Source organism: Bradyrhizobium sp. C-145 (assembly GCF_023375135.1).
Lineage (GTDB): Bacteria > Pseudomonadota > Alphaproteobacteria > Rhizobiales > Xanthobacteraceae > Bradyrhizobium > Bradyrhizobium zhanjiangense.
Genome location: NZ_CP088150.1, coordinates 991,263 through 1,016,369 on the forward strand (window position 1 = coordinate 991,263; position 25,107 = coordinate 1,016,369).

Genomic DNA, 25,107 nt, shown 5'->3' on the forward strand with positions numbered 1-25,107 from the left:
GAGCGTTTGCCGCTTCAGGCCTCGGTCGCGTCGGGATCCGCAGCTGACTTACCGTCCAAGCCGCCAGAACGCCGTCTGCAGCGGGAGCTGATGCTTGATCATCGTGACGCCGTCGACGACCTTCAGGCCGCGGCTCGCACAGGCTTCCATGAATTCGGTGCGGCGGGCGGCGATGATGTCGAATACCGCGCAATCCCCCGGCAGATTGGACGGATCCATCGGCAGCGCGTCGCTCGCGCGCAGCCCGAGCGACGTGGCGTTGACGCAGAGGCCGGCGTCGTCGAAGCGCTCCTCGAGGCTGATATCGAGATCGGGGAATTGCCCGCGCAGCTTTGCTGCGAGCAACTCGGCCGGAGCGGGCATCTCGTTGAGGATGCGCAGGCGCTTCAAGCCCGCTGCGGCGAGTGCGTGGCAGATCGCGCGGCCGGCGCCGCCCGCGCCGATCACGACAGTGCGGCGCGCGGGATCGAAAATGTTGGCCTCGCGTGCGGCGTTCAGAAAGCCGCCGCCATCAAAGGACTCCCCGACCAGCTTTCCGTCCGCTTCGATCCGGATCGTGTTGACCACACCCTCGAATGTCGCGGCAGGTCCCACATGGTCGCAGAGTTCGAACGCCGCCGGCTTGTGCGGCATGGTCAGGTTGAAGCCGGCGGTGCTCGGCGATTTCGCCAGCGTGCGGATTGTCCTGGCGAGATCGTCCGGGTGCACATCCATCGGCACCATGTGCCAGTCGAGGCCCTGCTCCTCGAAATAAGGCGTGTAGTATCTGGGCGCACCGACATGGCCGGCGGGATGGGCGAAGATGAAGACGACGCGCGAGGCGCCGGTCGGAAGCTTCATGGCATCATCCCTTGACCGCGCCGGCGGTCAGCCCGGAGACGAGATAACGGCGCACCGCGAGCGAGAAGATCAGCACCGGCGCCATCACCAGCGAGCCGCCGGCGGCGATCTTGCCCCATTCCCAGCCCTCGTAGTTCATGAAATTGACGACGGCGACCGGCGCGGTGCGTGCATTGGTCCGGGTGAGGATCAGGGCGAAGAAGAAATCGTTCCAGGCGTAGAGGAAGCAGAGGATCGCGGTCGCGGCGATGCCGGGCGTCACCATCGGCAGCACGATTTTTGTGAACACCGTGCGCGTCCGCGCGCCATCGACGAGGGCGGCTTCCTCCAGCGAAACCGGTATGGTGTCGAAGAACGGCTGCATCATCCAGATCACCAGCGGGAGGTTGAAGCTGGTGTAGACCAGCACCAGGCCGGTGACGGTGTCGAGCAGCCCGATCCAGCGGTAGAACAGGAAGAACGGGATCGTGAAAGCGATCGGCGGCGCCATGCGCGTCACCAGGATCGCAAAGGAGAGCGCATGCTTGCCGCGCCCGGTCCAGCGCGACAGCGCGTAGGCCGCAGGCACGCCGAACAGCAGTGCGAGCGCGGTCGAGAGCGAGGCGCTCAAGAGGCTGTTGACGAAGGAGGCCGAGAACGCGCTGTGCCAGAGCGAGATGTAGTTTTCCAGCGTCGGCGTGAAGATCAGCGGCGGCGGGAATTGCAGGATCTGGTCGTTGGACTTGAAGCTCATCTGCAGCAGCCACAGAAACGGTGAGAGCAGGACGAGCAGCGTCATGGTGATCGCGACCAGCCGCCCAGGCGTCGCGCGGCGTCCGGAATGGTGGCTCATGCCATCGCCTCCCGCCGGCGCCCCATCCAGACCAGGGCAAGGCTGATGCCCGCGACGAGCAGCAGCATCACGACCGTGACCGCGCTGGAATAGCCGATCTCGTTGGTGTCGAAGGCAAGGAGATACGCATAGTAGTTCGTGACTTCCGTGACCGTGCCCGGACCGCCGCTGGTCAGCAGGAAGATCAACGGAAACGCCTTCACGCTGTCGATCAGGCGGAACATGCCGGAGATGACGAGGATCGGCGTGATGAAGGGCAGGGTGACGTACCAGAAGATCTGAAGCTTGCTGGCGCCGTCGACCAGGGCGGCCTCCGAATATTCGTCGGGAATGGTCTGGAGCGCCGCCAGCACCATCAGGAAGGTGAAGGGCAGCCATTCCCAGGTGTCGGCGATGATGATGGCGGTCAGCGCGAAATCGACGCTGGAGGTCAGCGCCGGCATGGTGAAATTGAGGAGCTGCGCGGCGTAATAAAGCGGGCTGATGTCGGGCGTGTAGATCAGCTTCCAGATCACCGCGACGACGATCGGCGGCAGCACCATCGGGATCAGGAAGAAGGTGCGGGCAAACTCGACGAAGCGCGACGGCACGTTGAGGAGCAGCGCGAGCAGCATGCCGAGCAGGACCTGGAACAGCACACCCCAGCACGACAGTTTTGCCTGCACCCAGAGTGAATTGACGAAGCGGGGATCGCCGGGCAGCAGGCCGTAATTGCGCAGCGGCACGCTGAAATCCGTCGCTGAGCCCGGCGCCGTCAACTGGAACGGCGTCAGGCTGGTCACGACGAGATAGATCGCCGGAAGCACGGCGACCGCAAACAGCACGATCAGGCTCGGCGTGAGCGCGCAGGCGATGAAGCTGCGGCGCTCCGCGTCAATTCCACTCTCGCTCAAAGCTGCGTCCCGGCACGGCGGAGCGCGGCGATCGCCTGGTCCTGCGCGGCGTTCATCGCGTCCTTCGCGGGCAGCTGGCCGGTTGCGACCTGCTCGAACGCCTTGTTGAGCACGTCGCCGACGATCGGGAACTCTTTGACGGTACGATAGGCCATGTAGTTCTCGCCCTTGGCCGGCAGCTCCAGCACTTCCAGATAGAGCGCGCCGAGATCCTGGCCGTTGACGGTGTTGAGCTTGCGATAAGCTTCGCTGGTGATGATGGAGCGCCGGCAGACCGAGGAATGGCCGTGCTCCTTGACGAGCCGCATCGAGATGTCGGGGGAGAGCGCCCATTTGATGAATTCCCACGCCGCCTTCTTGTTCTTGGCGTTCTTGGGAATGCCGAGCCCCTGGCTGTTGGAGGCGGGGTGGTCATGCACGGGTCCCGCGGGCATCCGCACCACGCGCGCTGTCTCCTTCACCTTGCTCTCCTCGGACAGCAGGATCGGCGTCACCCAGGCGCTGGAATGGATGAAGATGTTGGCGCGTCCCGTGAGCACCGACTGCCGCGCCTGGTCTTCGGTGTAGGTCAGCACGCCCTTCGGCGCGCTCTTCAGGAGGCTCGCATAGAACTCGATGCCCTGGATGGTCTCGGGCGTGTTCAACGCCGGCATGATGTCGGAGGGCGGCTTGCGGAAGATGTTGCCGCCGAAGCCCTGGATGTAGGGCGGCAGATTCCAGTGATGCAGCTGGAACGAGGTGATGCCGCTGACACCGTCGGTGCCGTTGATTTCGGCGCAGACCTGCTGGAGCTCGGCGAACGTCTTCGGGATCTTCAGCCCCTTCTTCTCCATCAGATCCATGCGCGACAGCCCCATCAGCATCGCGCCGCCTTCCCAGGAATAACCGTAGGTCGCGCCCTTGGCGTCGCGGTAGGGCACCTGCGCGCCTTCGACGAAGTCCTTGGGATTCCATTCGGCCGGGGTCAGATTGGCATCGCCGGTGAACTCGTCGAGATTGGCCAGCAATCCCGCCGCGACCCAGCGTGCGGCCAGGATGAAGGTGACGTTGACGAAATCATAGGCCGAGCCGCCGGAGGACAGTTCGAGATTGGCCTGTTGATTGTAGACCGGGAAGGCCGAGAGCTGGAGATCGACCTTCATCCCTGTTCTGTCCTCGAACTCGGGGATGTATTTCTGCAGCAGCGTGAAGAAGCGGTGCTGGAACGAGGCGCCGTGCAGCGTGACGCCGGCAAACGGTTTCGTCTGCGCGATCAGCGGCGCGGGAAATGCCGTAAGCGCCGCGGTCGCGGCGCTGGCCTGCAAGAGTTTACGGCGGGTGAGCGAACTTCCGCGCGATGCGTTCTTCATCATGTCCTCCCAATTATTGTTTGCCGGATTCAACGCGCCCGTCTGGTGCGGGCGTTCTCGTCCTCGGCGTCCTTCTTTCGCTGGCGCGACAGGGCCGAGACGATGTTCTGTTCGGTGAGATCCATGAGCTTGTGCATGGCCTCGCGCGCGCCGTCCGGATTGCGCGCCCAGATCTCGTCAAGCACCGCGCGATGATAGGGCAGGCTTTTCCGCGGTGCGCCCGGATTCGTCGTCGACAGGTTGAACGACATCCGCAAGGCTGCCGCGACCGTCGCGCCGAAGGCGATCAGAAAGTCGTTGCCCGTGGCGATCAGGATGCCGCGGTGAAACTGCAAGTCGGGCTCGGCATAGGCGAGCCGGTCCATGCCGGCCGCGTCCATGCCGCGATAGGCGCGTTCGATCCGGGCAAAATCCTCGTCCGTGCCGCGCATCGCGCAGATCGCGCAGGCCTCGGGCTCGATGATGCGGCGGACCTCCATGATCTGCTTGGCGAACTCCTGCGTCGGCAGCGCCGACAGCGTCCAGTTCAGCAGCTCCTCGTCGAGCATGTTCCAGTCGAAGCGCGCGCGGACATGCGTGCCGGCCTTCTGTTTCGAGGCGATCAATCCCTTCGCCTTCAACAGCGATAGCGATTCGCGGATCGAGGCGCGGCTGACGCGGAAGCGCGAGGCCAGTTCGACCTCGCGCGGCAAGATCGTGCCCTCGCGCCACACCCCGGTCAGGATCAGTCGTGCCACCTCGCGGGCCACCTGGGCGCTCGCCTGCGGATTATCGCTGCTGTCGGTCTTGGCCACGGTGAACCCGGTTCCGTGAAGTCAAATGTCTGATTTATTGCAGATGCTGACGACGCGGCGGAAGAATTCCGGCCGTCACACGCAAGATAATCTCATGGCGGCAGGTTTGACAAGAATTATTATGTCAGACATATCTCCTCCCAGATCAATGCCGCGCAGGACAAAACCATCGTGACAAAGCCCCACATCGTCCTGGTCATGACCGATCAGCAACGCTTCGACACGATCGCGGCGACAGGCCATCCCTATATGAAGACGCCGAATCTCGATCGGCTGGTGCGTGAGGGCGTCTATTTCGACAATTGCTTCATCAACGCGCCGAGCTGCGTTCCCTCGCGCGCGGCGCTGTTCTCCGGCCTCTATCCGCACGCCTCGGGCGTGCTGAAGAACGGGCAGCACTGGCAGAAGACGTGGGTCACCAATCTGGCGGAGGCTGGCTATCACTGCGTCAATGTCGGCAAGATGCACACGATCCCCTACGATGCGAAGGCCGGCTTCCACGAGCGTTTCGTCGTCGAGAACAAGGATCGCTTCTTCGAGGGCCGTTGGTTCGCCGACGAACTCGACAAGGCCTTTGCCGCCCACAAGCTGACAAAGCCGTCGCGCGCCGGCTACCGCAGCCTGCCGGACTATGGCGACCGCATGGGCGCTTTCACCTGGGAGATGCCGAAATCGCTGCATCCGGATATCTTCGTCGCGGAGACCGCGATGTGGTGGCTCGAGACCCGACCCAAGCCCGAGGCGCTGTTCATGCAGATCGGCCTGCCCGGACCGCACCCGCCCTATGATCCGCTGCCGGACTATCTGGAACATTACCTCGCGCGCAACGACCTTCCGGTGCCGCAGCCGACCGAGGCCGAGATCGAGGGGCTGCCGGCCTATCTGAAGGAGAAGCGCCGCCACGATACCGAAGTCGATCATGACGCGGTGTCATGGAAGCTCGCGCCGACGCACGACCAGATGCGGCGCCTGCGCGCGCATTATTATGCCAACGTCACCATGATCGACGAGCAGATCGGCCGTCTCCTGCAAACGCTGGAAGACAGGGGCTATCTCGACAATTGCGTCGTCATCTTCATGTCGGACCACGGCGACAATCTCGGCGAGCACGGCCTCAGTCAGAAATGGTCGATGTACGAGCCCGTCACCCGCATCCCGCTGCTGGTCTGGTCACCGGGACGGTTCACCGGCGGGCGCCGCATTGCCGGGAAGTGCCAGCTGTTCGATCTCGCCCCGACCATTCTGGATCTCGCCGGCGCACAGCATCCGAAGCCGTTCCAGGCCCGCAGCCTGCTTCCAGCCCTGAAGGGCGAAAAATGGGCCGGCCGTGGCTTCGTGTTCAGCGAGCAGGCCGGCGACGTCGCCATGACCGGCGCAAGGCTGATCACCATGGTGCGTGACGACAGGTGGAAGGTCGTGTTCATTCACGGCGCCGAGGACGGGCAGCTGTTCGATCTCGCGACCGATCCGCTCGAACGGCACAATCTCTTCGGCATGCCGGAGCACGCCGGAATCATCAGCCGTCTGAAGGACGCCTTCATCGACTGGCGGCAGAACAGCCTGCTGGAGACGATGGATCTGAACGCGGCCGCGCGCTGATGCCTATGAATCGTCGGCGTCACGGCCGTGCCATCTCAACGCCGGCGCCGAGACGTCGGGCAGGCCCAGCAGGTTGATCGCGCGGCAGGCGATCTGGTCGACGATGTCGGCCACCGACTGCGGCTTCAGGTAGAAGGCGGGCAGCGGTGGCGCAATGATTGCGCCGATCTCGGTCGCTTGGAGCATCGCGCGGAGATGTCCGAGATGCAGCGGGCTTTCTCGGACCAGGAGCACCAGACGCCGCCGCTCCTTGAGCTGCACGTCGGCCGCACGCACGAGGAGATTGTCTAGATGTCCCCAGGCGATGGCCGACAGCGTGCGGATCGAGCACGGCGCCACGATCATGCCGCTGACCGGAAACGAGCCGCTGGCGATGCTGGCGCCGATGTCGGCAGGATCATGGTCGCGGAAGGCGAGGGCGCGCAGCCGGGGCAGCGCGCCGGCACCGGCTTCCTCGGTGAGCGTGCGCTCGGCCGCCGGTGAGATTACGAGATGCACCGCGCAAAGCGGATTCTCCGCCAGCCGCTCGACGATGCGCATGCCGATGGCCGCGCCCGAGGCGCCGCTGACGCCGACGACCACGCCATGCCGCGCGCTCATGCGGTCTCGCGCTGTTTAGGTCCAGCCATTGCGCCGAGGCCGAGCGCCGGCCACATCCTGTCGACCCTGGCGATCACGGCTGGATCCATCATCAGGGGCTCGCCCCAGGCCCGCTCCGTCTCGGGCGGAATCTTGGTGGTGGCATCGATTCCGAGCTTGCCGCCGAGGCCGGATTTCGGCGAGGCGAAGTCGAGATAGTCGATCGGCGTATCCGAGAGCGTGACGAGGTCGCGCGAGCTGTCGCTGCGGGTCGCGACCGCCCACATCACGGCGCGCCAGTCGCGGATGTCGATATCGTCGTCGACCACGATCAACAGCTTGGTGTAGCTGAACTGCGGCAGCATCGACCACAAGCCGAGCATCAGCCGTCGCGCTTGGCCGGGATAGCGCTTCCTGATGGAAGCGATCGCGACCCGGTAGGAGCAGGCCTCGGGCGGCAGCCAGCAGTCGGTCACCTCGGGGAATTGCTGCCGGATCAGCGGCACGAACAGCCGGTTCAATGCTTCGCCGATCCGGGACGGCTCGTCCGGCGGGCGGCCGGTGAAGGTCGAGAGATAGATCGGCTGTCGGCGCGACGTGATGGCGGTGACCCGAAGCACGGGAAAGGCCTCGACCGAATTGTAGTAGCCGGTGTGATCGCCATAGGGGCCCTCGGCGGCCGTCTCGGTTGCCGAGACGAGGCCCTCGATGACGATCTCGGCCGCGGAGGGGACCGCGAGAGGAATCGTCAGGCACGGCGTCAGCTCGGGCCGCTCGCCGCGCAGGAGACCTGCGAAGCGCAGCTCGGACATCGTCTCCGGCAGCGGCAGCACGGCGGCGAGGATCGTCGCGGGGTCGGCTCCAATGACGATCGCGACCGGCATGTCGCGCCCGCGTGCCTTCCATTGCTGGTGATGCCGGGCGCCGCCGCGATGAGCGAGCCAGCGGATGATCGAGCGGTCGCGACCGAGGATCTGCATGCGGTAGACGCCGACATTCTCTTCCTGGTCCGCGACGGGCGACTCCGGCGGCGCGGTGATGACCAGCGGCCAGGTGATCAAGGGTGCGGGCTCGCCCGGCCAGCAGATCTGCGCCGGCAGTTTTGTTAGATCGATGTCCTCGCCCATCGCCACGCGATCCTGCACCGCCGCCGCAGGGCGCGATCGTGGCCGCGTGGCAAGCGCGGCGCGCGCCAGCGGCAGCTTGCGCCAGGCATCCCGGACGCCGTGCGGAGGACGCGGTGCGCGCAACTCGGCCAGCAAGACGCCGAGCTCTTCCAGCCGGTCCGGCGTGATGCCCATGCCCCACGCGGTTCGCTCCACCGTGCCGAACAGATTGGTCAGCAGCGGCATCTCGGAGGGAAGGCCGTCGGCCCTGACCGGGCGTTCGAACAATAGTGCAGGACCGTGTTCGCCGATCACGCGCCGGTGGATCTCGGTGATCTCATGGACCACGGAAACCGGTTCGCGAATGCGTCGCAGCTGTCCCTTGCTTTCGAGGAAGTGCAGGAAGTCGGCTAGTTCGCCGAAGCGCGGAACGTCACGTTGCAAGCGAACGGTCTCCTGAAAAAGCAGAAGCTAGCCGGCGTGATTTCGATCTTCATTGTTCCCGCTCAAATACATTTGCGCGCAATCGGCTCAGATGACGGAATGAGTCATTCGTCCGTCGCGTCCGGTTCGTTGCCGACAATCCCGCCGCTTCTCGCTCTGGCAATACGTCCCTTGCCGCTGCTGCCGCTGCAATTCGCGCTTGGTGGTTTCCTGTCGCGGATATTGAGGCGCAATCCCGGACTGCTCGACCGGCTCGGACCACATCGCCGCGCACGGTTCGGGATCAAGCCGGTCGATCTGCCGTTCGCCTTCATCGTCGAGGCCGCGCCGCCGCTTCTGTCGGTGGTGCGCGAGCTGCCGCAAAACCTGGAAGCCTATGTCTCCGCCTCGCTCGCAAACCTGCTTGCCCTGGTCGAGGGCAGGGTCGATGGCGACGCGCTGATGTTTTCGCGTCAGCTCGGAATCGAAGGCGACATGGAGGCTGTGCTGTCCTTGCGCAATGCGATCGACGATGCGCGGCTCGATCTCGCCGCGGAGCTGGCTTCCCTGTTCGGTCCGTTGGGCGAGCCGGTGAGGCGCTCGTTCGAGGCCGCGCGGGACAGGCTGACCGGCCCGCCGCAGGAGCAGAGGTGATGGAGCTGATCTGTCCCGCCGGCACGCCGGCCGCGCTGCGCAGCGCCATCGATGCCGGCGCGGACGCCGTCTATTGTGGCTTCAACGACGAGACCAATGCGCGCAATTTTCCGGGGCTGAACTTCAGCCGCGACGAGCTGCGCAACGGAATCGCGTTCGCCCATGGACGCGGCGCGCGCATCCTCGTCGCCATCAATACCTTTCCGCGGGCGTCGTCCGTGACGCTCTGGCAGCGCGCCGTGGACGATGCCGTCGATGCCGGAGCCGACGCGCTGATCGTCGCCGATATCGGGCTCATGGACTACGTCGCCAAGCGTCATCCGGGTCAGCGCCTTGTCGAGATGTTCGGGGCGCGCCGCGTCGTGTTGCCACGCGTGCTCAGCGTTGCGGAGATCGCCGAAATCACCCGCGAGACGACGTGCGAGACCGAAGTATTCGTGTTCGGCGGCCTTTGCGTGATGGCCGAGGGGCGCTGCTCGCTGTCGTCCTATGCGACCGGCAAATCGCCGAACATGCAGGGCGTCTGCTCGCCGGCGAGCCACGTGGCCTATGAGGAGACCGCGCTGGGAACGACGTCCCGGCTTGGCGGCTTCACCATCAACCGCTTCGCCCCGCAGGAGGCCGCGGGCTATCCGACCCTCTGCAAGGGGCGGTTTTCCACCGCGCATGGCGACGGCTACGTCTTCGAGGACCCGGTCAGCCTCGATGCCACGACGCTGCTCGGGGGACTGCGAAGCGCCGGCGTTGCCGCCCTGAAGATCGAGGGGCGTCAGCGCGGACGGGCCTATATCGAGAGCGTGGTCCGTCATTTCCGCCGCGCACTCGATACAATCGAGCAGGGGCGCGAAGCGGACATCGTGAGCCTGCGGCCCTTCACTGAAGGCCAGGCCTCTACGCTCGGCGCCTATCGCAAGACATGGCGATGATTAATGGCGATGATTGCAACCGATGGCGGCTGGCCATCAATGAGAGAAGCCCCGATGCAGTTGAGTCTCGGCCCCGTCCTCTACAATTGGGCGCCGGACCGCTGGCGCGATTTCTACTTCCGGATTGCCGACGAGGCGCCGGTCGATGTCGTGTCCGTAGGCGAGGTCGTCTGCTCGAAACGCTCGCCGTTCTTCGCGGAGCACCTGCCTGACGTGATCGAACGGCTCCAGCGTGCCGGCAAGCAGGTCCTGCTGGGTTCGCTGATCCTGGTGTCGCTGCGGCGCGAACGGCGTCAGACCGAGGAGCTCTGTGCGGCTGACAGCGCATTGGTCGAGGTGAACGATCTGACCTGCCTCCGCTCGATCAAGGGCCGGCCGCATGCGATCGGTCCCTACGTCAACATCTACAACGAGACCAGCGCGGCCTTTCACGTCCGGCAAGGCGCAGCGCGCATCTGCCTGCCGCCGGAATTGCCGATCTCGTCAGCGGCGGTGATTGCCGCAGCAGTGCCCCAGGCCGTGATCGAGATTTTTGCCTTCGGCCGGGTGCCGCTGGCGATCTCCGCCCGTTGTTACCATGCGCGGCTTCACAAGCTGTCCAAGGACAATTGCCGCTTCGTCTGCGAAAAGGACCCGGACGGGCTCGCGTTGAAGACGCTGGACCAGCAGGAGTTCCTCACGATCAACGGCGTCCAGACCCTGTCGCATGCCTGCACCAATCTCGTTGGAGACGTTGCTGCATTGCGCGAGGCTGGGATCGGCTCGCTGCGCCTGTCGCCGCAGGATTGCGACATGGTGGGTGTTGCCAGAACCTTTCGCGATGTGCTCGACGGACGCAACTCAGCCGAAAGCGCAAGCCGCCGCTTGTCCGATCTTTACCCGGGCGTCGCCTTTGCCAACGGCTTTCTTCGCGGCAAGCCCGGCTTTTCCTTCGCGTGCTCCTCGCAATGACGACGATGAATAGTTGCGCGCACATCATCTCCCCCGGGTCGTCCTGGCGAAGGCCAGGACCCATACCGCGTGATCCCTCGATTGTGAGCGCTCGCAGTACCGAGCAGCCGGTCTTCGCCAAACTACTTCCCGGGGTAATGGGTCCTGGCCTTCGCCAGGACGACGGCGGCGCTGGCGGTCGGCGCCATTAGCTGACCAGATATTTGGCGACCGCCGCCTCGTCCCACGCAATCCCGTTGCCGGGCTCCTCGCTCGGCAGCGCAAAGCCATCCTTGATCTTTAGCCGCGTCGACAGCACCGCGTCGGCCCAGTCGACATATTCCAGCCAATGCGCGGTCGGCGTCACGCAGAGCAGATGCGCGCTCACTTCAGAGAACAGGTGCGTCGACATCTCGATGCCGGCGGCATGCGCCAGCGCCGCGGCACGCAGCCAGCCGGTGACGCCGCCGATGCGCTGGACATCAGGCATCACGTAGTCGCAGGCTTCCGCGGAGAGTGCCGCCTGCATCGAGAATGCGCTGTCGAAATTCTCGCCGATCTGCACCGGCGTGTGCAGCGCGTCCGCAATACGGGCGCTGCCCTCATAATCGTCGTGGCGGATCGGCTCCTCGATCCAGGTGAGGCCCTCGTCGTCGAGCATCTCGCCGCGGCGGATGGCTTCCGCGACCGTCAGCGCCTGATTGTAGTCGCACATCAGCGTCACCTGATCGCCGACGGCCTTGCGCACCGCGCGCACGACGGCGAGATCCTCCCGCGCATCGGGTCGGCCGACGCGGATCTTTGCCGCCCGAAAACCCTCGGCCAGCAGCTTGTGCGCTTCCTCGACTGCGGCGCCCGCGGGCATGATGCCGAGCCCCTTCGAATTGTAGGCCCTGACCGGCTTTGGCGCGCCGCCGAGCAGGCGCGCCAGCGGCAGGCCGCGTGCACGAGCGAGTGCGTCCCATGCCGCCATGTCGATGCCGGATTGCGCCAGCCGTTGCAGTCCGGCGAGGCCCAGCAGCGTGAAACGCTGGGCCAGCTTGCGCTCGATCTCGAACGGCAGCAACTCGTCACCGGCGACGAGCTCCGACATTTCGGTGACCATCGCGGTCAGCGGCTTCAAGGCAGACGGCGTGATCGAGAACAGATAGGCGTGCCCGCGAACGCCCTGGTCGGTCTCGCAGTCGATCAGCACCAGCGGCGCCTTGGCGACCGCCCCGGTCGAGGTCTGGAGCGGCAGGTTCATCGGCACGATCACGGGCCGCGCCCGGAAGCGCTTGATGCGGATGGTCTCGGTCATGGGTCTCTCCCGGCGGAGCGGATGCAGGTCGGCGTCGATCTTAAGCATCCGTGATCAAACGAAAAGGCGTCTGTTGCGACCACCATGAAATGGGGTTGCGCCCCGCGGGTGAAGTCCGGCAATCCAGCGCGAGTCCGCTCGCTGCTGGAAGCGCGCTGGCATCGCTCAAGCCGGCGTGAGGTCGATCAGCGTTGCCTGATTGAGCCTCGTTGTGGTTGCGAGAAAGGTCTGCTCCCTCTCCCGCTTGCGGGAGAGGGCTGAGGAGAGGGTGTCTCCTCCTCAACGGGACGATCCCCAAGCGGAAAGAGCCCTCACCCGGCGCTTCGCGCTGACCTCTCCCGCAAGCAAGCGGGAGAGGTGACCCCGCGCGGCGCTCACACGCGCTCTGAGGCGTCTCACCGCGCCGCGCCTTCGGTGAAGGCGGTCTCGATCACCTCGCCAAAAGGCTGCCAGGAACGGCCGTCGAACTGGACGAGCCGCATCTGCTTGATCGGCAGATAGTTGCTGGGCGAGGTATTCATCCTGATGTTGGGCAGCGCGACGGAGGGGTGATAACCCTTAAGCGAAGCCGCCTGACGCATGATGTTGTCACGCGAGAAGTCGTCGCCGCATTGCTTCAGCACCTGCGCCAGCGCTTCGGCCGCGGCGTAACCGTAGAGCGCGGCGCTGCTGTTGGTGCTTTCGGCCTGATGGTATTTGTCCATGAAGGCGAACCAGTCCTTCATGGCGGCATCGTCCTTCCATGCGGGATCGCTCGGATCCTTCAGAAAGGCCGCGGAGATCACGCCGGCGGAGTTCTCGAGGCCCGCGGGCGCCATCGCATTGGCGATCGAGGCGGAGGCATCGTTCACGATGAAGACCGGATGCCAATTGAGTGAGGCCGCCAGCTTGATCACCTTGGATGCCGTCGACGGCACGCCGAGAAAGACGAAGATGTCGGCGCCCGCGCGCTTGAGGATCGAGACGTGTCCGTCGAGATGTTCGTCGGCGATGTCGAAGGCGATGTCGACGAGGACATGACGGTTGAGGTCGCCAAGGCCTTCCTGGATGCCCTTGTAGAGCATGCGGCCGAACTGGTCATTCTGCCAGAGCACCACGATCTTCTTCCGGGGATAATAGGCCTGGATGTAGTTGGCGTAGATGCGCCCCTCCGACCGGAACGGCGGCTGCCAGCCCATGGTCCAGGGAAACGCGCTTGGCTGGCTCAGCTCCTCGTCGCCGGAGGCGACGAACAGCTGCGGGATCTTCTTCTCGTTCAGATACCAGCGCGTGGCGAGATTGCCGGGCGTGCCGAACGACCCGAACATCAGGTGCACGTCCTCGGTCTCGACCAGATTGCGCGTCAGCTCCAGCGCAGTCGCCGGATCGGAATTGTCGTCGCGCGTGATGAAGCGGACCTTGCGGCCGTTGATGCCGCCACGCGCGTTGATCATGTCGAAATAGGCGGCCTCCGCCTGGCCGATGGCGCCGAACTCCGAGAGCGGTCCCGAATACGGCATGACATTGCCGATGCGGATTTCCTTGTCGGTCGTGGCTTGCTCCGCGTGTTGCAGGGACATCGCCCCAAGCGAAGCCAAAGCGACGATCAAAACGAACAGCAGCCTGCCGGTGACGCGCATGCTCGACACCTTGATGTTGGCCCCCGAAAAGGTCCGGCTCAATCCCCACCAAGGCTGGTTGATGTAGGTCAAGCGTTTGGCGATCGTATGGCTTGATCGCCGGGTTTGATGTTGCAGAGCATTGAGCCAAAACGGCAGGTGTGTTGACGCGCCTCGAATCCTTTCGCTGCTGGAAAGCGCGCTGGCATCGCTCAAGCCGGCGTGAGGCCGATCAGGCTTGCCGGATTGAGCCCCATTGTGACCGCGAGGAAGGTCTGCCCCCTCTTCCGCTTGCGGGAGAGGGTGTCTCCACAGAGAGACTCCCAACGAGGAGGAAGCCCTCACCCGCGCCTTCGGCGCGACCTCTCCCGCAAGCGGGAGAGGTGAGGAGATCCCGGCTCTATAGCCCCCCTACGGCAGCCCCCGCGCCTCGAGCTGATGCACCAGCAGCAGGGTCGGCTCGGCGAGGCTGTCGCCGGAGCCGTCCAGGCCAAAGGCGCTCGCGATGCCGTCGCGGCTGCGCAGCAGCGTGCTGCGCGGACAATGGCCGGCGCCGCAGAGCGTCTTCTTCAGGGTCTCGCCTTGCGCGACGACGCCGGCGGAATCGTCCGCGGCCCAGGCCAGCAGGATCGGCACGTCGACATTGAGGATGCCGGGGAAGACCGATCGCTTGTTATATTGGCTGGCGTCGCTGCCGAGATAGGCCTTCTCGCTGTCGCTCGCGTCCTTGCCCGCGCGGTAGATGCCGGACACCAGGACGACGGCGGCGACATCGGCGCGGTCGGCCTGAAGCTCGGGATGCGCCAGCAGGGACGCGACATGGAAGGCGCCGGCGCCGTAGCCGACCGCGACGATCTCGCGGGCATCGCCGTTGAACAGGTCGATATTGCCGTTAACCCAGGACAGGGCCGCCGCCACGTCGCTCGCGCCGGCGGGCCAGGGCGCCAAAGGTGCCAGGCGATAGTTCACGCGCACCCCGATCATGTCGTTGCGCGCGGCAAAGCACATCGCCTGGTCCTGGATCTGCCGGGCCAGCTCCGGCGCCGCGCGGTCGCCGGTGAAGGTGTCGCCGGCCACGAACAGCAGCACCGGCCGCGGCGTATCCGCCTTGGTCGCGCTGGTCGCGACGTCGAGCACATTGGCTTCGCTCTCGCCGTAGCGCAGGCCACGCGAGAAGGTGACCTGCTCGCACAGCCGCGCGGTGCCGCCGGCGGTCGTGTCGGAATCGGTGAGGCCCACTTGCACGAGATCGGATGGCGGGGACAGCCTGGCCGGCAAAGGTCCGTGCGCGGAGGCCGTGGTCATGGTCAGAGTTAAGAAAAATGCCAGATAATTCTTCATGGTGATGCCGGCCTTGCGGGACTCATATTGGCTCGCCGGTTTGGCCTGTCTTTTCAATTCGCCTCATTAGTCAGCTGGCCTTGAGGCGAATTCACGGCACCTTTGGTCGGCACGTGGCCGCTTTTGCAACGCAAGTTCGCAGCCGGCCGGACGATTGCGCAGCGCGGCTTTTTTATCTCGATCCGTCAAGGCGTTGCCCGGCGCCATCCAGCCTCGCGCCGGAAACGGCTTTCTACTGTGCATGGGGTTGTTTTCGCAGTTTTTGTTTTGGACGGCCGGCACAGCACGTGCCGGACGCCGCCCGGTGGCAGCTCGGCGATTGCCCTCAAAGGCGCCGAACTGGAAGCGCTGAAGCGGCAATGCTGCGATGCGGCCGATCAAGCCCTGCTCGACCGCGGCATCGATAAGATTTCCTCGCACGTCCGTGATGGAACCTAATGGCGACTGGTGCGACTTACATATGACGCGGGAAGTAACGTGCGAGGCTGTCATGGCAGAGAAGCATACCGCCGATCCGGCAGAGATCATGCGGGCGACCGGTCATCCTGAGCTGGAATATGCCGCCGGCTGGACCATCGCCGGTCTCGTCACCATCGCCGCCATCGTCGCCGCCTGGGTGTTCGCCATCTAGGCAGCTGGAAACTGGAGTTCGAAGGCCGCGCCCTCGTCGGTCGGCTTGAGCCTGATTGAGCCGCCATGGCTCGCCATCACCGCGCGTGCGATCGCCAGCCCCATCCCGGTGCCGCCCTGGTCGCGGCGGGTGGTGAAGAAGGCGTCAAAAATCCTGTCGCGGTTGGGCGCCGAGATCGGCTCGCCGTCATTGCTCACCGTCAGCAGCAGGGTCGTGCGCTCGAAGGTCGCCTCCAGCCTGATCGTCCTCGCCCTGTGCCGCACCGCATTGTCGGCAAGATGCGACAGCACGATCAGCGCCTTCTCGCCGGACATGCCGATCGCGCGGTCGAGGCTGCCACTGGCCGAGATCGCGCTTTCCGGAAACCGGTTCTTGAGATCGGCAATCACGGGAGCAAGCTCGGTTCGTTCGTTCTGCGGCAGGCTTTCGGCGCGGGCGAGCTCACGCAGCCGCTGCGCCATTGCCTCCAGCCGCTGGGTGTCGGACAGGATGTTGGTGATGAACGTCGTCTGCTCGGCCGGCGTCAGACTGCCTGATTTGCCCTGAAGTGAATCCTGCAAGAGCTCGGCCGCACCCTTGATGGAAGTGAGGGGCGATTTCAGCTCATGGGTGAGGTGCGCCGAGAACGTTGCGATATAGTCCGAGCGACGCGCCAGTTGCTCGGCCATGCCGAGGAAGCTGTGCGAGAGCTGGGCGAACTCGCGCGTGCCGTAATGCCGGAGCGGCCGGAACGCCTCGCGGTCGCCGCGGCCAATCCTGGCGGCGCGGTCGATCAGCTCGCGCATCGGCAACGTGATGGTGCGCGAGAAAACGAGGCCGATCGCGATCGTGCCGAGGACCACGGCGAGCCCCGCCAGCACGAACTTCGCCCGCTCCTGGTTGAGATGGTCAAAAATGTTGCTCGGCGTCCGCGTGGTGTAGATCACCCCGGCGACGCGGTTGTTGACGATGACCGGCATCGCCGAGAACACGTGCACGCCGAGACCGCGGCTGAAGGAATAGATCGGCGGCGGCGGCTTGTCCGGCACGCGGTTACGCAAGGTGGCGCGGTATTGCCCGTGCAGCGCGTCCGCGACCTCCTCGATATGGGCGAGCGACTGCCCGACCTCCTGTCGGCCGGCGATCACCACGCCCTGCGGATCGAGGATGCGAAAGCCCGCCAGCGTCACCTTCTGGGTCTCGCGGATGATCGGCGTCAGTTTTGCGCCGATCTCGACATAGGCCTGCTCTGCCGGCCGGGCTGCGGCCTGCGCATCCGGCCTGCGCCGCAACAAATCATTGGCGGTGAGGTCGAGCGCGGGGCGGATCGGCGTGAACTGGTCGCCGGGATCGGGCAGCACGCCTGGCGGCACCTCGGCGCCGAGCGTCAGGCCGCTGTCGAGCCTTGCAATGACTTCCTGAGCATAGATCGTCGCGAGCACGCGGCTCTGCGCGATCAACTCGGCCTGGGTCTGGCGGATGAGCTGGTTGTCATAGAGGCGGAAGAAGAACAGGCCAACCAGCGGCAGCACGGCGACGGTCGTCAGCACCGTAAAGATGACGAGCCCAAGCGACGGCCGCCATTTGTCGGGCGCCGCGCTCATGCCTCTTTCTCGCAGCGGCCGAGCTTAAAGCCGACGCCGTGGATGGTCTCGATGACGTTCTCGCAATTCAGCGCCGCCAGCTTGGCGCGGATGTTGCGGATGTGGCTGTCGATGGTGCGGTCGGAGACCTGGATGTTGAGCTGATAAGCGGCGCGCATCAGCTGCTCGCGGTTGAAGACGGAGGTCGGGCGGGTCAGGAAGGCGCGCAAAATGCCGAACTCGATTGCCGTCAGTTTCAGCGGCGTGCCGGCGAAGGACGCCCGGTGCTGCTCGGGATCGATCAGAAGATTGCCTTGCGCCAGCGCGGTGGGACCGGCCTTGATCTCACCGTTGCGCGGGCCGAGACGGCGCAGGATGACGTTGACCCGCGCCACCAGCTCGCGCGGGCTGAACGGCTTCGTCACGTAGTCGTCGCCGCCGATCTCGAGACCAAGGATGCGGTCGATCTCCTCGTCACGCGCCGACAGGAACAGGATCGGCACGTCGGAGCTTTTGCGCACCTCGCGGCAGACGTCGAGGCCGTCGAACTCCGGCATGCCGATGTCGAGCACGATCAGATCGGGCCTGTCGGCGGCGAAGCGGGCGAGCGCCTCCTTGCCGTCGCGCGCCTCGATCACGTCCATGCCGGCCTTCTTGAGGGCGACACGGATGACCTCGCGGATATGACCCTCGTCGTCGACGATGAGAATGCGATGCGCCAAGAACCTCTCCGCTGCCTCGTCAACCCGACGGCTGATTCGTCGCCTGGGCGTCCAGCCTGCGCTGGAGCCTCCAGTTGCGAAAGCCCCAGCTTCGCCAGGCCAGATCCCGGCGCTGCTGTTCTACAAGGCGGTCGCGGCGCGACACAAGGCAGCTCTCGGGGGTGCCAGACCGCAGCAAGATGGCCTTGTCGATGGCGGGCAGCGCCTGCGGCCCGAGCGTCAGGAGATAGTTGATGTCGATCTGCACGCCCTTGCCCGATGCTTCCCGGCTGTGGGTGACATTGTAGTCGGCAATGAAGGCGTCGAAGTTCACGAGCGAGCAACCATAGAGCACGATCGCGAGCGCGATCAGATTGACGCCTACGAGCCATTGGTTGGACCGGTTGAGGGCGATGCGGGTCACGATCAGGACCAGTCCCAGCGCGACCAGCCCCATCCAGATGAAGGCAGCGATGCGCCAGTAAGTCAGCGTGTAGACGTCCACGTAGAGCTCGAGGCGCAGGATGGAGGAGGCGACGAGCAGCACGTTCTGGCCCACCCAGAGATAGACCAGCGGCCGGATCACCTTCGATTTCTCGGCCGGCCCGCCCGGGCGCATCGCCACCAGCACGAAGGCGGCGGCGAGCAGCGCGGTTATGATCAGCGGATATGCGCCGCGATGGGCGTACCACGCATAGGTCAAATTGTCGGGCAGCGCCACATGGCCCCAGAGATAGATGCCGTCGAGAATGGACTGTGCCGCGAACAGCAGGTTGAACAGGATCAGCGAGCGCAGGATGGTGGAGGGACCGAGAAATTCCGCCGAGACTTGGGACGGGAGCGGCGGCGGCACGGGACCATCGGCAACGGTCGTGGTGACAATCGTCTTGCGCCGCCAGCGCACATGAATGAACGGCCAGACCAGCGCCAGCATCAAGGCCCAGAACAGCACGCGCGGGATGCTGACATATTCGAGGATGAGCTTTGGATTGAGCAGGGACACCCACTGCTCGATGACCGGATTGGCTGCTGCGAACAGCGCGACGAAGACGGTGCCGAGCGCTGCCGGCAGCAGCCACAGCGCGACGCCGCGGGTGAACGCCGACATGTTGAACACCTGGGGCGCATCGAGGAAGAACCTGAAGGGACCGAGCAGGACGAAGTTGCGTAGCGCGCGGGTCCGCTCGGCGAACTCGGTCGTTTCCGGATTGGTCGCGAGCAGCAGAGCCATGAGCAGCGCCGCAACGAGGATCAGGAACGACAGCGTGTTGAGCTCCTCGATGGCCGGCACGAGGCCGGCGACGAGAATGGCGGCGCCGATCGTCGCGCGCCGCGAATCAAGCGAGTCATGATTGAAGGGCACCGACACGCAGACCGTCGCAATTGCAAACAGTGTCAGCGACAGCCCGATCCGTTCGCCGTAGAACAGCCAGTCCGCCAACGCAGCCAGTGCCAGCGTGCAGCCAAGCTTGGCCGCAATCGAGGAATGCCTGATCGGTTGGATATCCGCTGCGATCGTCGAAGCCAGGCTCGTCATGTCTAAGAGTCCTTTCGTGATATGTGGCATCACGAAGTCTGAACGGTGCTTGTGCAGAAGCCGCGATCATCGTCCGCACGGTTTCAGGAGTCTTTTGCAGTTTTCGTGCAGGCGCGCTTTTGCCGCTCGCGTAGCGCAAATCGCCTTGATAGGTGCGGAGCATTCGCCACTCCTCGCACGTGATGCATCATGCAATTGCTCCGCCGCATCGGTCTCGTCCTGCTCTGGCTTGCCGCGCCTGTCGTCGCGTTCGCGGCAGCGAACAAGAACGATCCTTATCTGCTGCCACTGCGCGGCGCCGGAAACATCGCGCTTGCCGTCGCAAGCATCATGATCGTCACCGTCCTGCTGCGCAGAAAGCATTGGCGCAGCACGGCGGGCAAGCTGCTCGTCATGCTCTGGTGCCTGCCGCCGGTTCTTATGTCTGCAGCGCATCTGAAGTTCGAGCTGCGCAAGCATGATGTCCTCGCCGCGAGCCCCGCTGAGGCGCGACAACTCGGGCCTCACTTCATGGTCGGCTATCCCTCCTATCCTGAGGTTGCGCGCTTGGCCGAGGAGGGCCTGATCGGCGGCGTCTATGTCACCCGGCACAACATCCGGGGACGGACGGTCGAGGCGCTGCGTGCCGAGCTCGCAGCGCTCCAGGATATCAGGCGCGCCGCCGGCCTGCCGCCGCTGGTCGTCGCCGCGGACCAGGAGGGCGGCATCGTCGGGCACCTCGCGCCGCCGCTGACGAAGGTGCCTGCGCTGGCGACGCTCAGCGGGCTCGCGCCCGACGACCAGCAGGCCAAAGCCCAAGAGTTCGGCCGCATCCATGGCCGCGAGCTCGCGGGCCTCGGCGTCAATCTCAATCTCGCGCCGGTGCTCGACCTGAAGCCGCCGACGAGGCGCAACCGCCTCGATTTCCACACGCTGATCGGCCAACGCGCGATTGCGACCGATCCCGCTGTCGTCAGCACGATCGCGAGCGCCTATGTGCGCGGGCTGGAAGAGTCAGGCGTCGGCGCCACGCTGAAGCATTTTCCCGGCATCGGCCGCGTGCGCACTGACACCCATCACTTCAGCGCCAACCTCGATGCGCCGGTGAAGGAGCTGGAAGCAACGGATTGGCTCCCGTTCCGCGAGGTGCTGTCGCATTCGCGCAGCGCGCTCATGGTCGGTCATGTCACGCTCACCGCCGTCGATCCCGATCGCGCCGCCTCGCATTCGAAACGCGTCGTCGAAGGGATCATCCGCGACACCTGGAACTACCAGGGCGTGGTGATGACTGACGATCTCGTCATGGGCGCGATCTACCAGCACGACGTCTGCAAGGCCGCGGTCGAGGCGATCAATGCCGGCGTCGATCTGCTGCTGGTTGCCTATGACGGTGCGCAGTTCTACCGCGTCTTCGCCTGCGCGCTGAACGGATCGCGTCGGGGCAAGCTCGACGCGGCGATGCTGCGCGCGAGCGCGGCGCGGTTGGAAAGAGGCTTCCCGACCGAGCAGGCGCGAGCCGCCTTACTCACCAGAAGTACACTTGAGATAGCGCGTGCCGCCCCACGCGCGATGGCCAGGGGCGGCTGAACGCGGCGTGCATCCGCGCCAGGCAACCGAGATGGCTGAGCTCTTCGCGCGGCGAGAAGTGTTACGGCGTCACCGCGCCGCGTTCGACCGCGTGCGGGGCCGTCAGCTTTTTCCAGGTCGAATTGGCCAGATGTACCGGCGAAAATGGCGGCCGCTCGACATAACGGCCGTCGCCGGCCTCGGCGCGCAAGCTTCCATCCTTCCACGCGATGCGGCCGCGCGACAGCGTCACCGCCGGCCCGCCGATGCAGGAAAAGCCCTCGAACACGTTGTAATCGATCCGGCTCATCTGCCGCTTGGCGCTGATGGTCCTGGTCGCCTTGGGATCCCACACCACGATATCGGCATCCGAACCGACGGCGACAGCACCTTTCCGCGGGTAGATGTTGAGGATGCGGGCGATGTTCGCCGAGGTCACCGCGACGAATTCTTCCGTGGTCAGCCGCCCGGTGGCGACGCCTGCGGTCCATAGCAGCGCGAGGCGGTCTTCGAGGCCGCCGGTGCCGTTCGGGATCTTTCTGAAGTCGCCGAGGCCGAACCGTTTCTGCGCGGTGGTGAAGGCGCAATGGTCGGTCGCGACCACCTGGAGCGAGCCGGCTTGCAGGCCGGCCCACAGGCTGTCCTGATGCGATCTGTCGCGGAACGGCGGTGACATCACGCGCTGCGCGGAATGATCCCAGTCCTTGTTCTGATATTCATCCGCGTCGAGCAATAGGTGCTGGATCAGTGGTTCGCCATAGACGCGCTTTCCGGCCGCGCGTGCCCGCGCGATCGCCTCATGTGCCTCGCGGCAGCTGGTGTGCACGATGTAGACCGGCGTGCCGGTCATGTCCGCGATCATGATGGCGCGGTTGGTGGCTTCGCCCTCGACCTCCGGCGGCCGCGAATAGGCGTGGCCTTCGGGGCCGGTGACGCCGCGCGCCATCAGCGCCTCCTGCATCAGGGCGACGACGTCACCATTCTCGGCATGGACCACGGGCATGGCGCCCAAATGAGCGCAACGGGCGAACGAGTTGTAGAGCTCGTCGTCGTTCACCATCAGCGCGCCCTTGTAGGCCATGAAATGCTTGAATGTGTTGATGCCGTAGGTTTTGACCACGGTCTCCATCTCGTCATGGATCTGCTTCGACCACGACGTCACGGCCATGTGGAAACCGTAGTCGGAGGCCGCCTTCTCGGATTTGCGGCGCCAATTCTGATAGGCGGCGAGCATCGACTGACCGGGATCGGGCAGGCAGAAATCCACCACCATGGTGGTGCCGCCGGCGAGCGCCGCCTTGGTTCCCGATTCGAAATCATCGGCGGTGACGGTGCCCATGAACGGCATTTCGAGATGGGTATGCGGGTCGATGCCACCAGGGATGACATAGGCGCCGCCCGCGTCGATCACTTCAGTGCCGGTGGGCGCATCGAGCGAGGCCCCGATCGCGACGATGATCTCGCCGTCGATCAGCACGTCCGCGCGGCGCGGATGATCGTGATTGACGACGGTGCCGCCGCGGATGAGGAGGGGCATGGAGCGCTCCGGAAGAGGTGAGGGGACGTCTTGCTGCGAAGGCTAGGCGCGGCGACAGCGATGCGACAGGCGAAATTTTAGTCAGCCTCCGCCGATGGTTTCGCCGCGCTGTCTCTACTTTGCGTGGGCGACCAGCCCATCCAGCATTGCGCGCACGAGGCCTGCGATCTCCTTGCGCAGCGCCGGCAGCGGCACGGCGACCAACTTCTGTTCCAACCCCAGCGCCACCATGCCATGAACCGCCGAGAACAGGCTGCGCGCGGTGATGCTCAACTCCTCCGGACCGCGCTTGGGAAGTAGCGCGGCCAGCGGCTGGTAGATGTGGCGGAACAGCTGCATCTGGTCGTGGATCGACCAGTCGGGGACAATCTTGTCGGCCTCCATACGATGCTCGAACAACGCGCGCCAGAGCTGGAGATTTTCGGCGGCGAAATCGCAATAGGCGATGGCGATGCGAACCAAGGCTTCTTGTGGCGAGGGCTCGCCAGCGCTCTCCGCCGCGCTGAGCGCCTCGTCGAGCCGAAGCAGCGTGCGCGAGCCGACACGCAGGATCAATTCGTCGACGTCGGCCACGAGATTATAGACCGCGCCATTGGCGCAGCCGATCTCGCGGGCAAGATCGCGGGTCTTCAGGCCCGCCAATCCTCGTTCAGCGATCATCCGCTCCGCTGCCAGGATCAGGTCGGCTCGAAGTTTCTCTCGACGTTCCATGGTCTTAGACATCTATTTACCAGATTCGTGAACATCGTTCAAAAACATCTTGAGCATTGCTCAAGATGTGCTACAAAGCATCCGTGAGCAATGCTCATAACAGGGAGAAACAAATGTTCAAGACCGTAGTGACGCTTTTCCGCGGCAGCGTGGCCGCTGCGGGCGAGGAGCTGGAAGACCGGACCGCTCTTCTGATCCTCGATCAGCAGATGCGTGATGCGGCCGCGGCCGTCGAGCGCAGCAAGCGCACGCTGGCGCTGGCGATCGCGCAGGACCAGCAGGAGGGCCGCAAGCTCGAAGCGACGAATGCCCGCATCGCCGACCTCGAGACCCGTGCCGTTGCGGCGCTCGACGGCGGCCGCGAGGATCTCGCCAAGGATGCCGCCGATGCCATCGCCGGCTTAGAGGCCGATCGCGATGCGGCAATGACGGCGCGCGCGCTGTTCGCGACCGAGATCGCGCGGCTGAAGCACCACGTCACCAGCGCGCAGGCCCGCATCACCGAGCTCGACCGCGGCCGCCGTATTGCCCGTGCCTCGGAAGCGGTGCGCTCGCTTCGTCGCGGCAGCATCGAGGCTGCACGTCCCTACGAATCCACACTGCCGGAGGCGGAGGGCACGTTGAGGCGTCTGCGCGAGCGGCAGATGGAGGCCCAGGCCGCCGACGATGCCCTGGTCGAGCTCGACGCGGCCACCGGTCCGCTCGCCACCGCCGAGAGGCTAGCCGAACAGGGCTTTGGCCCCCGGCTCAAGACGACAGCGGACGATGTGCTGGCGCGGTTGAAGTCCAAGCGCATGCCGACTGCCTGATCTCACATCCAATCCCTCGAACCCAATCATCATTCGAACCAACAGGAGACCCATCATGAACCAGAACGGCCAGCCCCACAGCAGCGCCTGGGTGAGCTTCACTTACGCGTCCTTCGCAGCCTCCGCCTTCCTCGTCGCCATCGGCATCTTCTTCCTGCCGATCGACCTCTGGATGAAGGGCTATCTCACCATGGGCATCGTCATGCTGATCCAGACCTGCATCACGCTGACCAAGACCGTGCGCGACAATCACGAGAGCAGCCGCCTCGTGAACCGCATCGAGGACGCCAAGGCCGAGCGTCTGCTGATGGAGGTGTCGAAGGCGGCTTGAGGAGACCAGCGCGGGATAGGAGCGCTCTGCGCAGGGCGGCTGATGCCGAGCATCCGCCGCCCGCTGTATTTCCGGTCATTTGCCACAATCGCGCCATCGTCTGCGAAATGCAGTCGAGCCATCATGGCACGGCGTTGCGCCCATATGTTGCCGAGAGTCTTCTCGTGCATGCCGAGGACTGGCACGTGATTGTCGAGGTCAGAGCAGGCTTTGCCGATTGTGATTTGAACGCAGGTGCGATATGGCTCTCGCGCTTTCCAGAGGCGGAGACGAGCTTTGTCGAAACAATCCCTGCGTGAGGAGGCCGAGCGCCTGATCCGCGAATCGATGGAAAAGAAGACCATCGTCGTCAAGCAGGGCACCACCCGCATCGAGGCCGTCTGCGGCAAGTGCGGCGCGCCGAACCGGGTGCAGGCGGAAAAGGGTCAGACCCGCGTCAAGTTCGCCTGCAAGAATTGCGGGCATAAGCAAGAGACGCTGTAGGGTCGTTCGCCCGAACTTGCCGTGCGCGAAGACTCTAACCCTCATCCTGAGGAGCCCGCTGAGCGGGCGTCTCGAAGGATAGAGGCCGAGCTGCTG

General features: G+C 64.9%; 25 protein-coding genes. 10 read left to right on the top strand and 15 right to left on the bottom strand.

The window, feature by feature from the left end:
* Window positions 1–48: 48 nt before the first annotated feature.
* Genes LRP30_RS04650 through LRP30_RS04670 form a run of 5 tightly spaced genes read right to left on the bottom strand, consistent with a single transcriptional unit; the run spans window position 49 to window position 4,708 of the window.
* On the bottom strand, window positions 49–840 hold the full coding sequence (locus tag LRP30_RS04650) for a shikimate dehydrogenase (RefSeq protein WP_249759495.1): 792 nt from the start codon (window positions 838–840) through the stop codon (window positions 49–51).
* Window positions 841–844: 4 nt separating this feature from the next.
* Entirely contained in the window at window positions 845–1,672 is an 828-nt protein-coding gene (locus LRP30_RS04655; protein WP_249759496.1) for a carbohydrate ABC transporter permease, read from the bottom strand.
* Window positions 1,669–2,565 carry a sugar ABC transporter permease gene (locus LRP30_RS04660; RefSeq protein ID WP_091892059.1) on the bottom strand — a complete coding sequence of 299 codons (897 nt, stop codon included), beginning with the start codon at window positions 2,563–2,565 and terminating at the stop codon, window positions 1,669–1,671. Before LRP30_RS04660 ends, LRP30_RS04655 begins: the two co-directional genes overlap by 4 nt.
* Complete coding sequence (locus LRP30_RS04665) at window positions 2,562–3,917, bottom strand: extracellular solute-binding protein (protein WP_249759497.1); 1,356 nt, start codon at window positions 3,915–3,917, stop codon at window positions 2,562–2,564. The genes LRP30_RS04660 and LRP30_RS04665 overlap by 4 nt, the downstream gene beginning before the upstream one ends.
* Before the next feature lie 26 nt (window positions 3,918–3,943).
* Complete coding sequence (locus tag LRP30_RS04670) at window positions 3,944–4,708, bottom strand: FadR/GntR family transcriptional regulator (RefSeq protein ID WP_249759498.1); 765 nt, start codon at window positions 4,706–4,708, stop codon at window positions 3,944–3,946.
* 171 nt (window positions 4,709–4,879) lie between these two features.
* Between LRP30_RS04670 and LRP30_RS04675 the strand changes: the two genes are divergently transcribed.
* Window positions 4,880–6,307, top strand: coding sequence for a sulfatase-like hydrolase/transferase (locus LRP30_RS04675; protein ID WP_245473393.1), 1,428 nt, complete (start codon window positions 4,880–4,882; stop codon window positions 6,305–6,307).
* Window positions 6,308–6,310: 3 nt separating this feature from the next.
* Here LRP30_RS04675 and LRP30_RS04680 read toward each other — a convergent pair whose 3' ends face one another.
* Window positions 6,311–6,907 carry a UbiX family flavin prenyltransferase gene (locus tag LRP30_RS04680; RefSeq protein ID WP_128939897.1) on the bottom strand — a complete coding sequence of 199 codons (597 nt, stop codon included), beginning with the start codon at window positions 6,905–6,907 and terminating at the stop codon, window positions 6,311–6,313.
* Window positions 6,904–8,436 carry a UbiD family decarboxylase gene (locus tag LRP30_RS04685; protein ID WP_249759499.1) on the bottom strand — a complete coding sequence of 511 codons (1,533 nt, stop codon included), beginning with the start codon at window positions 8,434–8,436 and terminating at the stop codon, window positions 6,904–6,906. The genes LRP30_RS04680 and LRP30_RS04685 overlap by 4 nt, the downstream gene beginning before the upstream one ends.
* A gap of 99 nt (window positions 8,437–8,535) precedes the next feature.
* Between LRP30_RS04685 and LRP30_RS04690 the strand changes: the two genes are divergently transcribed.
* From LRP30_RS04690 to LRP30_RS04700, 3 genes are read left to right on the top strand one after another with little or no spacing between them, the layout of a single operon-like run.
* On the top strand, window positions 8,536–9,069 hold the full coding sequence (locus LRP30_RS04690; RefSeq protein ID WP_249759500.1) for an SCP2 sterol-binding domain-containing protein: 534 nt from the start codon (window positions 8,536–8,538) through the stop codon (window positions 9,067–9,069).
* Complete coding sequence (locus LRP30_RS04695; RefSeq protein ID WP_249759501.1) at window positions 9,069–9,995, top strand: peptidase U32 family protein; 927 nt, start codon at window positions 9,069–9,071, stop codon at window positions 9,993–9,995. The genes LRP30_RS04690 and LRP30_RS04695 overlap by 1 nt, the downstream gene beginning before the upstream one ends.
* Before the next feature lie 54 nt (window positions 9,996–10,049).
* The gene (locus LRP30_RS04700; protein ID WP_249761695.1) at window positions 10,050–10,946 is read left to right on the top strand and encodes a U32 family peptidase; all 897 of its coding nucleotides are present in this window, start codon (window positions 10,050–10,052) and stop codon (window positions 10,944–10,946) included.
* A gap of 187 nt (window positions 10,947–11,133) precedes the next feature.
* Here LRP30_RS04700 and LRP30_RS04705 read toward each other — a convergent pair whose 3' ends face one another.
* The 3 genes from LRP30_RS04705 to LRP30_RS04715 all read right to left on the bottom strand — a co-directional run bounded on the left by LRP30_RS04705 (window position 11,134) and on the right by LRP30_RS04715 (window position 15,164).
* The gene (locus LRP30_RS04705) at window positions 11,134–12,225 is read right to left on the bottom strand and encodes an enolase C-terminal domain-like protein (RefSeq protein ID WP_249759502.1); all 1,092 of its coding nucleotides are present in this window, start codon (window positions 12,223–12,225) and stop codon (window positions 11,134–11,136) included.
* Window positions 12,226–12,620: 395 nt separating this feature from the next.
* Window positions 12,621–13,844, bottom strand: a complete 1,224-nt coding sequence (locus LRP30_RS04710) for an ABC transporter substrate-binding protein (protein ID WP_128947624.1) — start codon at window positions 13,842–13,844, stop codon at window positions 12,621–12,623.
* Between the two features lie 390 nt (window positions 13,845–14,234).
* On the bottom strand, window positions 14,235–15,164 hold the full coding sequence (locus LRP30_RS04715; RefSeq protein WP_128939987.1) for a carboxylesterase family protein: 930 nt from the start codon (window positions 15,162–15,164) through the stop codon (window positions 14,235–14,237).
* Between the two features lie 123 nt (window positions 15,165–15,287).
* Here LRP30_RS04715 and LRP30_RS04720 point away from each other — a divergent pair, with 123 nt between their 5' ends.
* Both LRP30_RS04720 and LRP30_RS04725 read left to right on the top strand, forming a co-directional pair.
* Entirely contained in the window at window positions 15,288–15,602 is a 315-nt protein-coding gene (locus tag LRP30_RS04720) for a hypothetical protein (protein ID WP_249759504.1), read from the top strand.
* A 52-nt stretch (window positions 15,603–15,654) separates the two neighbouring features.
* On the top strand, window positions 15,655–15,795 hold the full coding sequence (locus tag LRP30_RS04725) for a hypothetical protein (RefSeq protein ID WP_164934688.1): 141 nt from the start codon (window positions 15,655–15,657) through the stop codon (window positions 15,793–15,795).
* Here LRP30_RS04725 and LRP30_RS04730 read toward each other — a convergent pair.
* The 3 genes from LRP30_RS04730 to LRP30_RS04740 are packed head-to-tail and all read right to left on the bottom strand — an operon-like array spanning window position 15,792 to window position 19,595.
* The gene (locus LRP30_RS04730) at window positions 15,792–17,378 is read right to left on the bottom strand and encodes an ATP-binding protein (protein ID WP_249759505.1); all 1,587 of its coding nucleotides are present in this window, start codon (window positions 17,376–17,378) and stop codon (window positions 15,792–15,794) included. The genes LRP30_RS04725 and LRP30_RS04730 overlap by 4 nt on opposite strands.
* A complete protein-coding gene (locus tag LRP30_RS04735) occupies window positions 17,375–18,079 on the bottom strand; it encodes a response regulator transcription factor (protein WP_249759506.1) in 705 nt (234 codons plus the stop codon). The genes LRP30_RS04730 and LRP30_RS04735 overlap by 4 nt, the downstream gene beginning before the upstream one ends.
* A 19-nt stretch (window positions 18,080–18,098) precedes the next feature.
* On the bottom strand, window positions 18,099–19,595 hold the full coding sequence (locus LRP30_RS04740) for a DUF4173 domain-containing protein (protein ID WP_249759507.1): 1,497 nt from the start codon (window positions 19,593–19,595) through the stop codon (window positions 18,099–18,101).
* A gap of 189 nt (window positions 19,596–19,784) precedes the next feature.
* On the opposite strand from LRP30_RS04740, the gene LRP30_RS04745 reads away from it, so the two are divergent.
* On the top strand, window positions 19,785–21,161 hold the full coding sequence (locus tag LRP30_RS04745) for a glycoside hydrolase family 3 N-terminal domain-containing protein (protein WP_249759508.1): 1,377 nt from the start codon (window positions 19,785–19,787) through the stop codon (window positions 21,159–21,161).
* A gap of 61 nt (window positions 21,162–21,222) precedes the next feature.
* Here the strand turns inward: LRP30_RS04745 and hydA are convergent, their stop codons facing one another.
* Together hydA and LRP30_RS04755 are read right to left on the bottom strand one after the other, a co-directional pair.
* The gene (gene hydA / locus LRP30_RS04750; RefSeq protein ID WP_249759509.1) at window positions 21,223–22,677 is read right to left on the bottom strand and encodes a dihydropyrimidinase; all 1,455 of its coding nucleotides are present in this window, start codon (window positions 22,675–22,677) and stop codon (window positions 21,223–21,225) included.
* Window positions 22,678–22,791: 114 nt separating this feature from the next.
* Complete coding sequence (locus LRP30_RS04755; protein WP_128931323.1) at window positions 22,792–23,400, bottom strand: TetR/AcrR family transcriptional regulator; 609 nt, start codon at window positions 23,398–23,400, stop codon at window positions 22,792–22,794.
* A 101-nt stretch (window positions 23,401–23,501) separates the two neighbouring features.
* On the opposite strand from LRP30_RS04755, the gene LRP30_RS04760 reads away from it, so the two are divergent.
* The 3 genes from LRP30_RS04760 to LRP30_RS04770 all read left to right on the top strand — a co-directional run bounded on the left by LRP30_RS04760 (window position 23,502) and on the right by LRP30_RS04770 (window position 25,011).
* Window positions 23,502–24,197: a PspA/IM30 family protein gene (locus LRP30_RS04760; RefSeq protein WP_249759510.1), complete on the top strand. Its 696-nt coding sequence runs from the start codon at window positions 23,502–23,504 to the stop codon at window positions 24,195–24,197.
* Between the two features lie 55 nt (window positions 24,198–24,252).
* Window positions 24,253–24,528 carry a YiaA/YiaB family inner membrane protein gene (locus LRP30_RS04765; RefSeq protein ID WP_061846546.1) on the top strand — a complete coding sequence of 92 codons (276 nt, stop codon included), beginning with the start codon at window positions 24,253–24,255 and terminating at the stop codon, window positions 24,526–24,528.
* 276 nt (window positions 24,529–24,804) lie between these two features.
* Window positions 24,805–25,011: a hypothetical protein gene (locus LRP30_RS04770; RefSeq protein WP_025033895.1), complete on the top strand. Its 207-nt coding sequence runs from the start codon at window positions 24,805–24,807 to the stop codon at window positions 25,009–25,011.
* Window positions 25,012–25,107: the final 96 nt, after the last annotated feature.

Bases quoted from the DNA above. Each gene is read 5' to 3' on its own strand.
- LRP30_RS04700 (WP_249761695.1), top strand. From the start codon at position 10,050: ATGCAGTTGAGTCTCGGCCCCGTCCTCTACAATTGGGCGCCGGACCGC.
- LRP30_RS04740 (WP_249759507.1), bottom strand. From the start codon at position 19,595: ATGACGAGCCTGGCTTCGACGATCGCAGCGGATATCCAACCGATCAGG.
- LRP30_RS04745 (WP_249759508.1), top strand. From the start codon at position 19,785: ATGCAATTGCTCCGCCGCATCGGTCTCGTCCTGCTCTGGCTTGCCGCG.
- LRP30_RS04760 (WP_249759510.1), top strand. From the start codon at position 23,502: ATGTTCAAGACCGTAGTGACGCTTTTCCGCGGCAGCGTGGCCGCTGCG.
- hydA (WP_249759509.1), bottom strand. From the start codon at position 22,677: ATGCCCCTCCTCATCCGCGGCGGCACCGTCGTCAATCACGATCATCCG.
- LRP30_RS04695 (WP_249759501.1), top strand. From the start codon at position 9,069: ATGGAGCTGATCTGTCCCGCCGGCACGCCGGCCGCGCTGCGCAGCGCC.
- LRP30_RS04765 (WP_061846546.1), top strand. From the start codon at position 24,253: ATGAACCAGAACGGCCAGCCCCACAGCAGCGCCTGGGTGAGCTTCACT.
- LRP30_RS04680 (WP_128939897.1), bottom strand. From the start codon at position 6,907: ATGAGCGCGCGGCATGGCGTGGTCGTCGGCGTCAGCGGCGCCTCGGGC.
- LRP30_RS04715 (WP_128939987.1), bottom strand. From the start codon at position 15,164: ATGAAGAATTATCTGGCATTTTTCTTAACTCTGACCATGACCACGGCC.
- LRP30_RS04665 (WP_249759497.1), bottom strand. From the start codon at position 3,917: ATGATGAAGAACGCATCGCGCGGAAGTTCGCTCACCCGCCGTAAACTC.
- LRP30_RS04705 (WP_249759502.1), bottom strand. From the start codon at position 12,225: ATGACCGAGACCATCCGCATCAAGCGCTTCCGGGCGCGGCCCGTGATC.
- LRP30_RS04730 (WP_249759505.1), bottom strand. From the start codon at position 17,378: ATGAGCGCGGCGCCCGACAAATGGCGGCCGTCGCTTGGGCTCGTCATC.
- LRP30_RS04710 (WP_128947624.1), bottom strand. From the start codon at position 13,844: ATGCGCGTCACCGGCAGGCTGCTGTTCGTTTTGATCGTCGCTTTGGCT.
- LRP30_RS04755 (WP_128931323.1), bottom strand. From the start codon at position 23,400: ATGTCTAAGACCATGGAACGTCGAGAGAAACTTCGAGCCGACCTGATC.
- LRP30_RS04655 (WP_249759496.1), bottom strand. From the start codon at position 1,672: ATGAGCCACCATTCCGGACGCCGCGCGACGCCTGGGCGGCTGGTCGCG.
- LRP30_RS04650 (WP_249759495.1), bottom strand. From the start codon at position 840: ATGAAGCTTCCGACCGGCGCCTCGCGCGTCGTCTTCATCTTCGCCCAT.
- LRP30_RS04690 (WP_249759500.1), top strand. From the start codon at position 8,536: ATGAGTCATTCGTCCGTCGCGTCCGGTTCGTTGCCGACAATCCCGCCG.
- LRP30_RS04725 (WP_164934688.1), top strand. From the start codon at position 15,655: ATGGCAGAGAAGCATACCGCCGATCCGGCAGAGATCATGCGGGCGACC.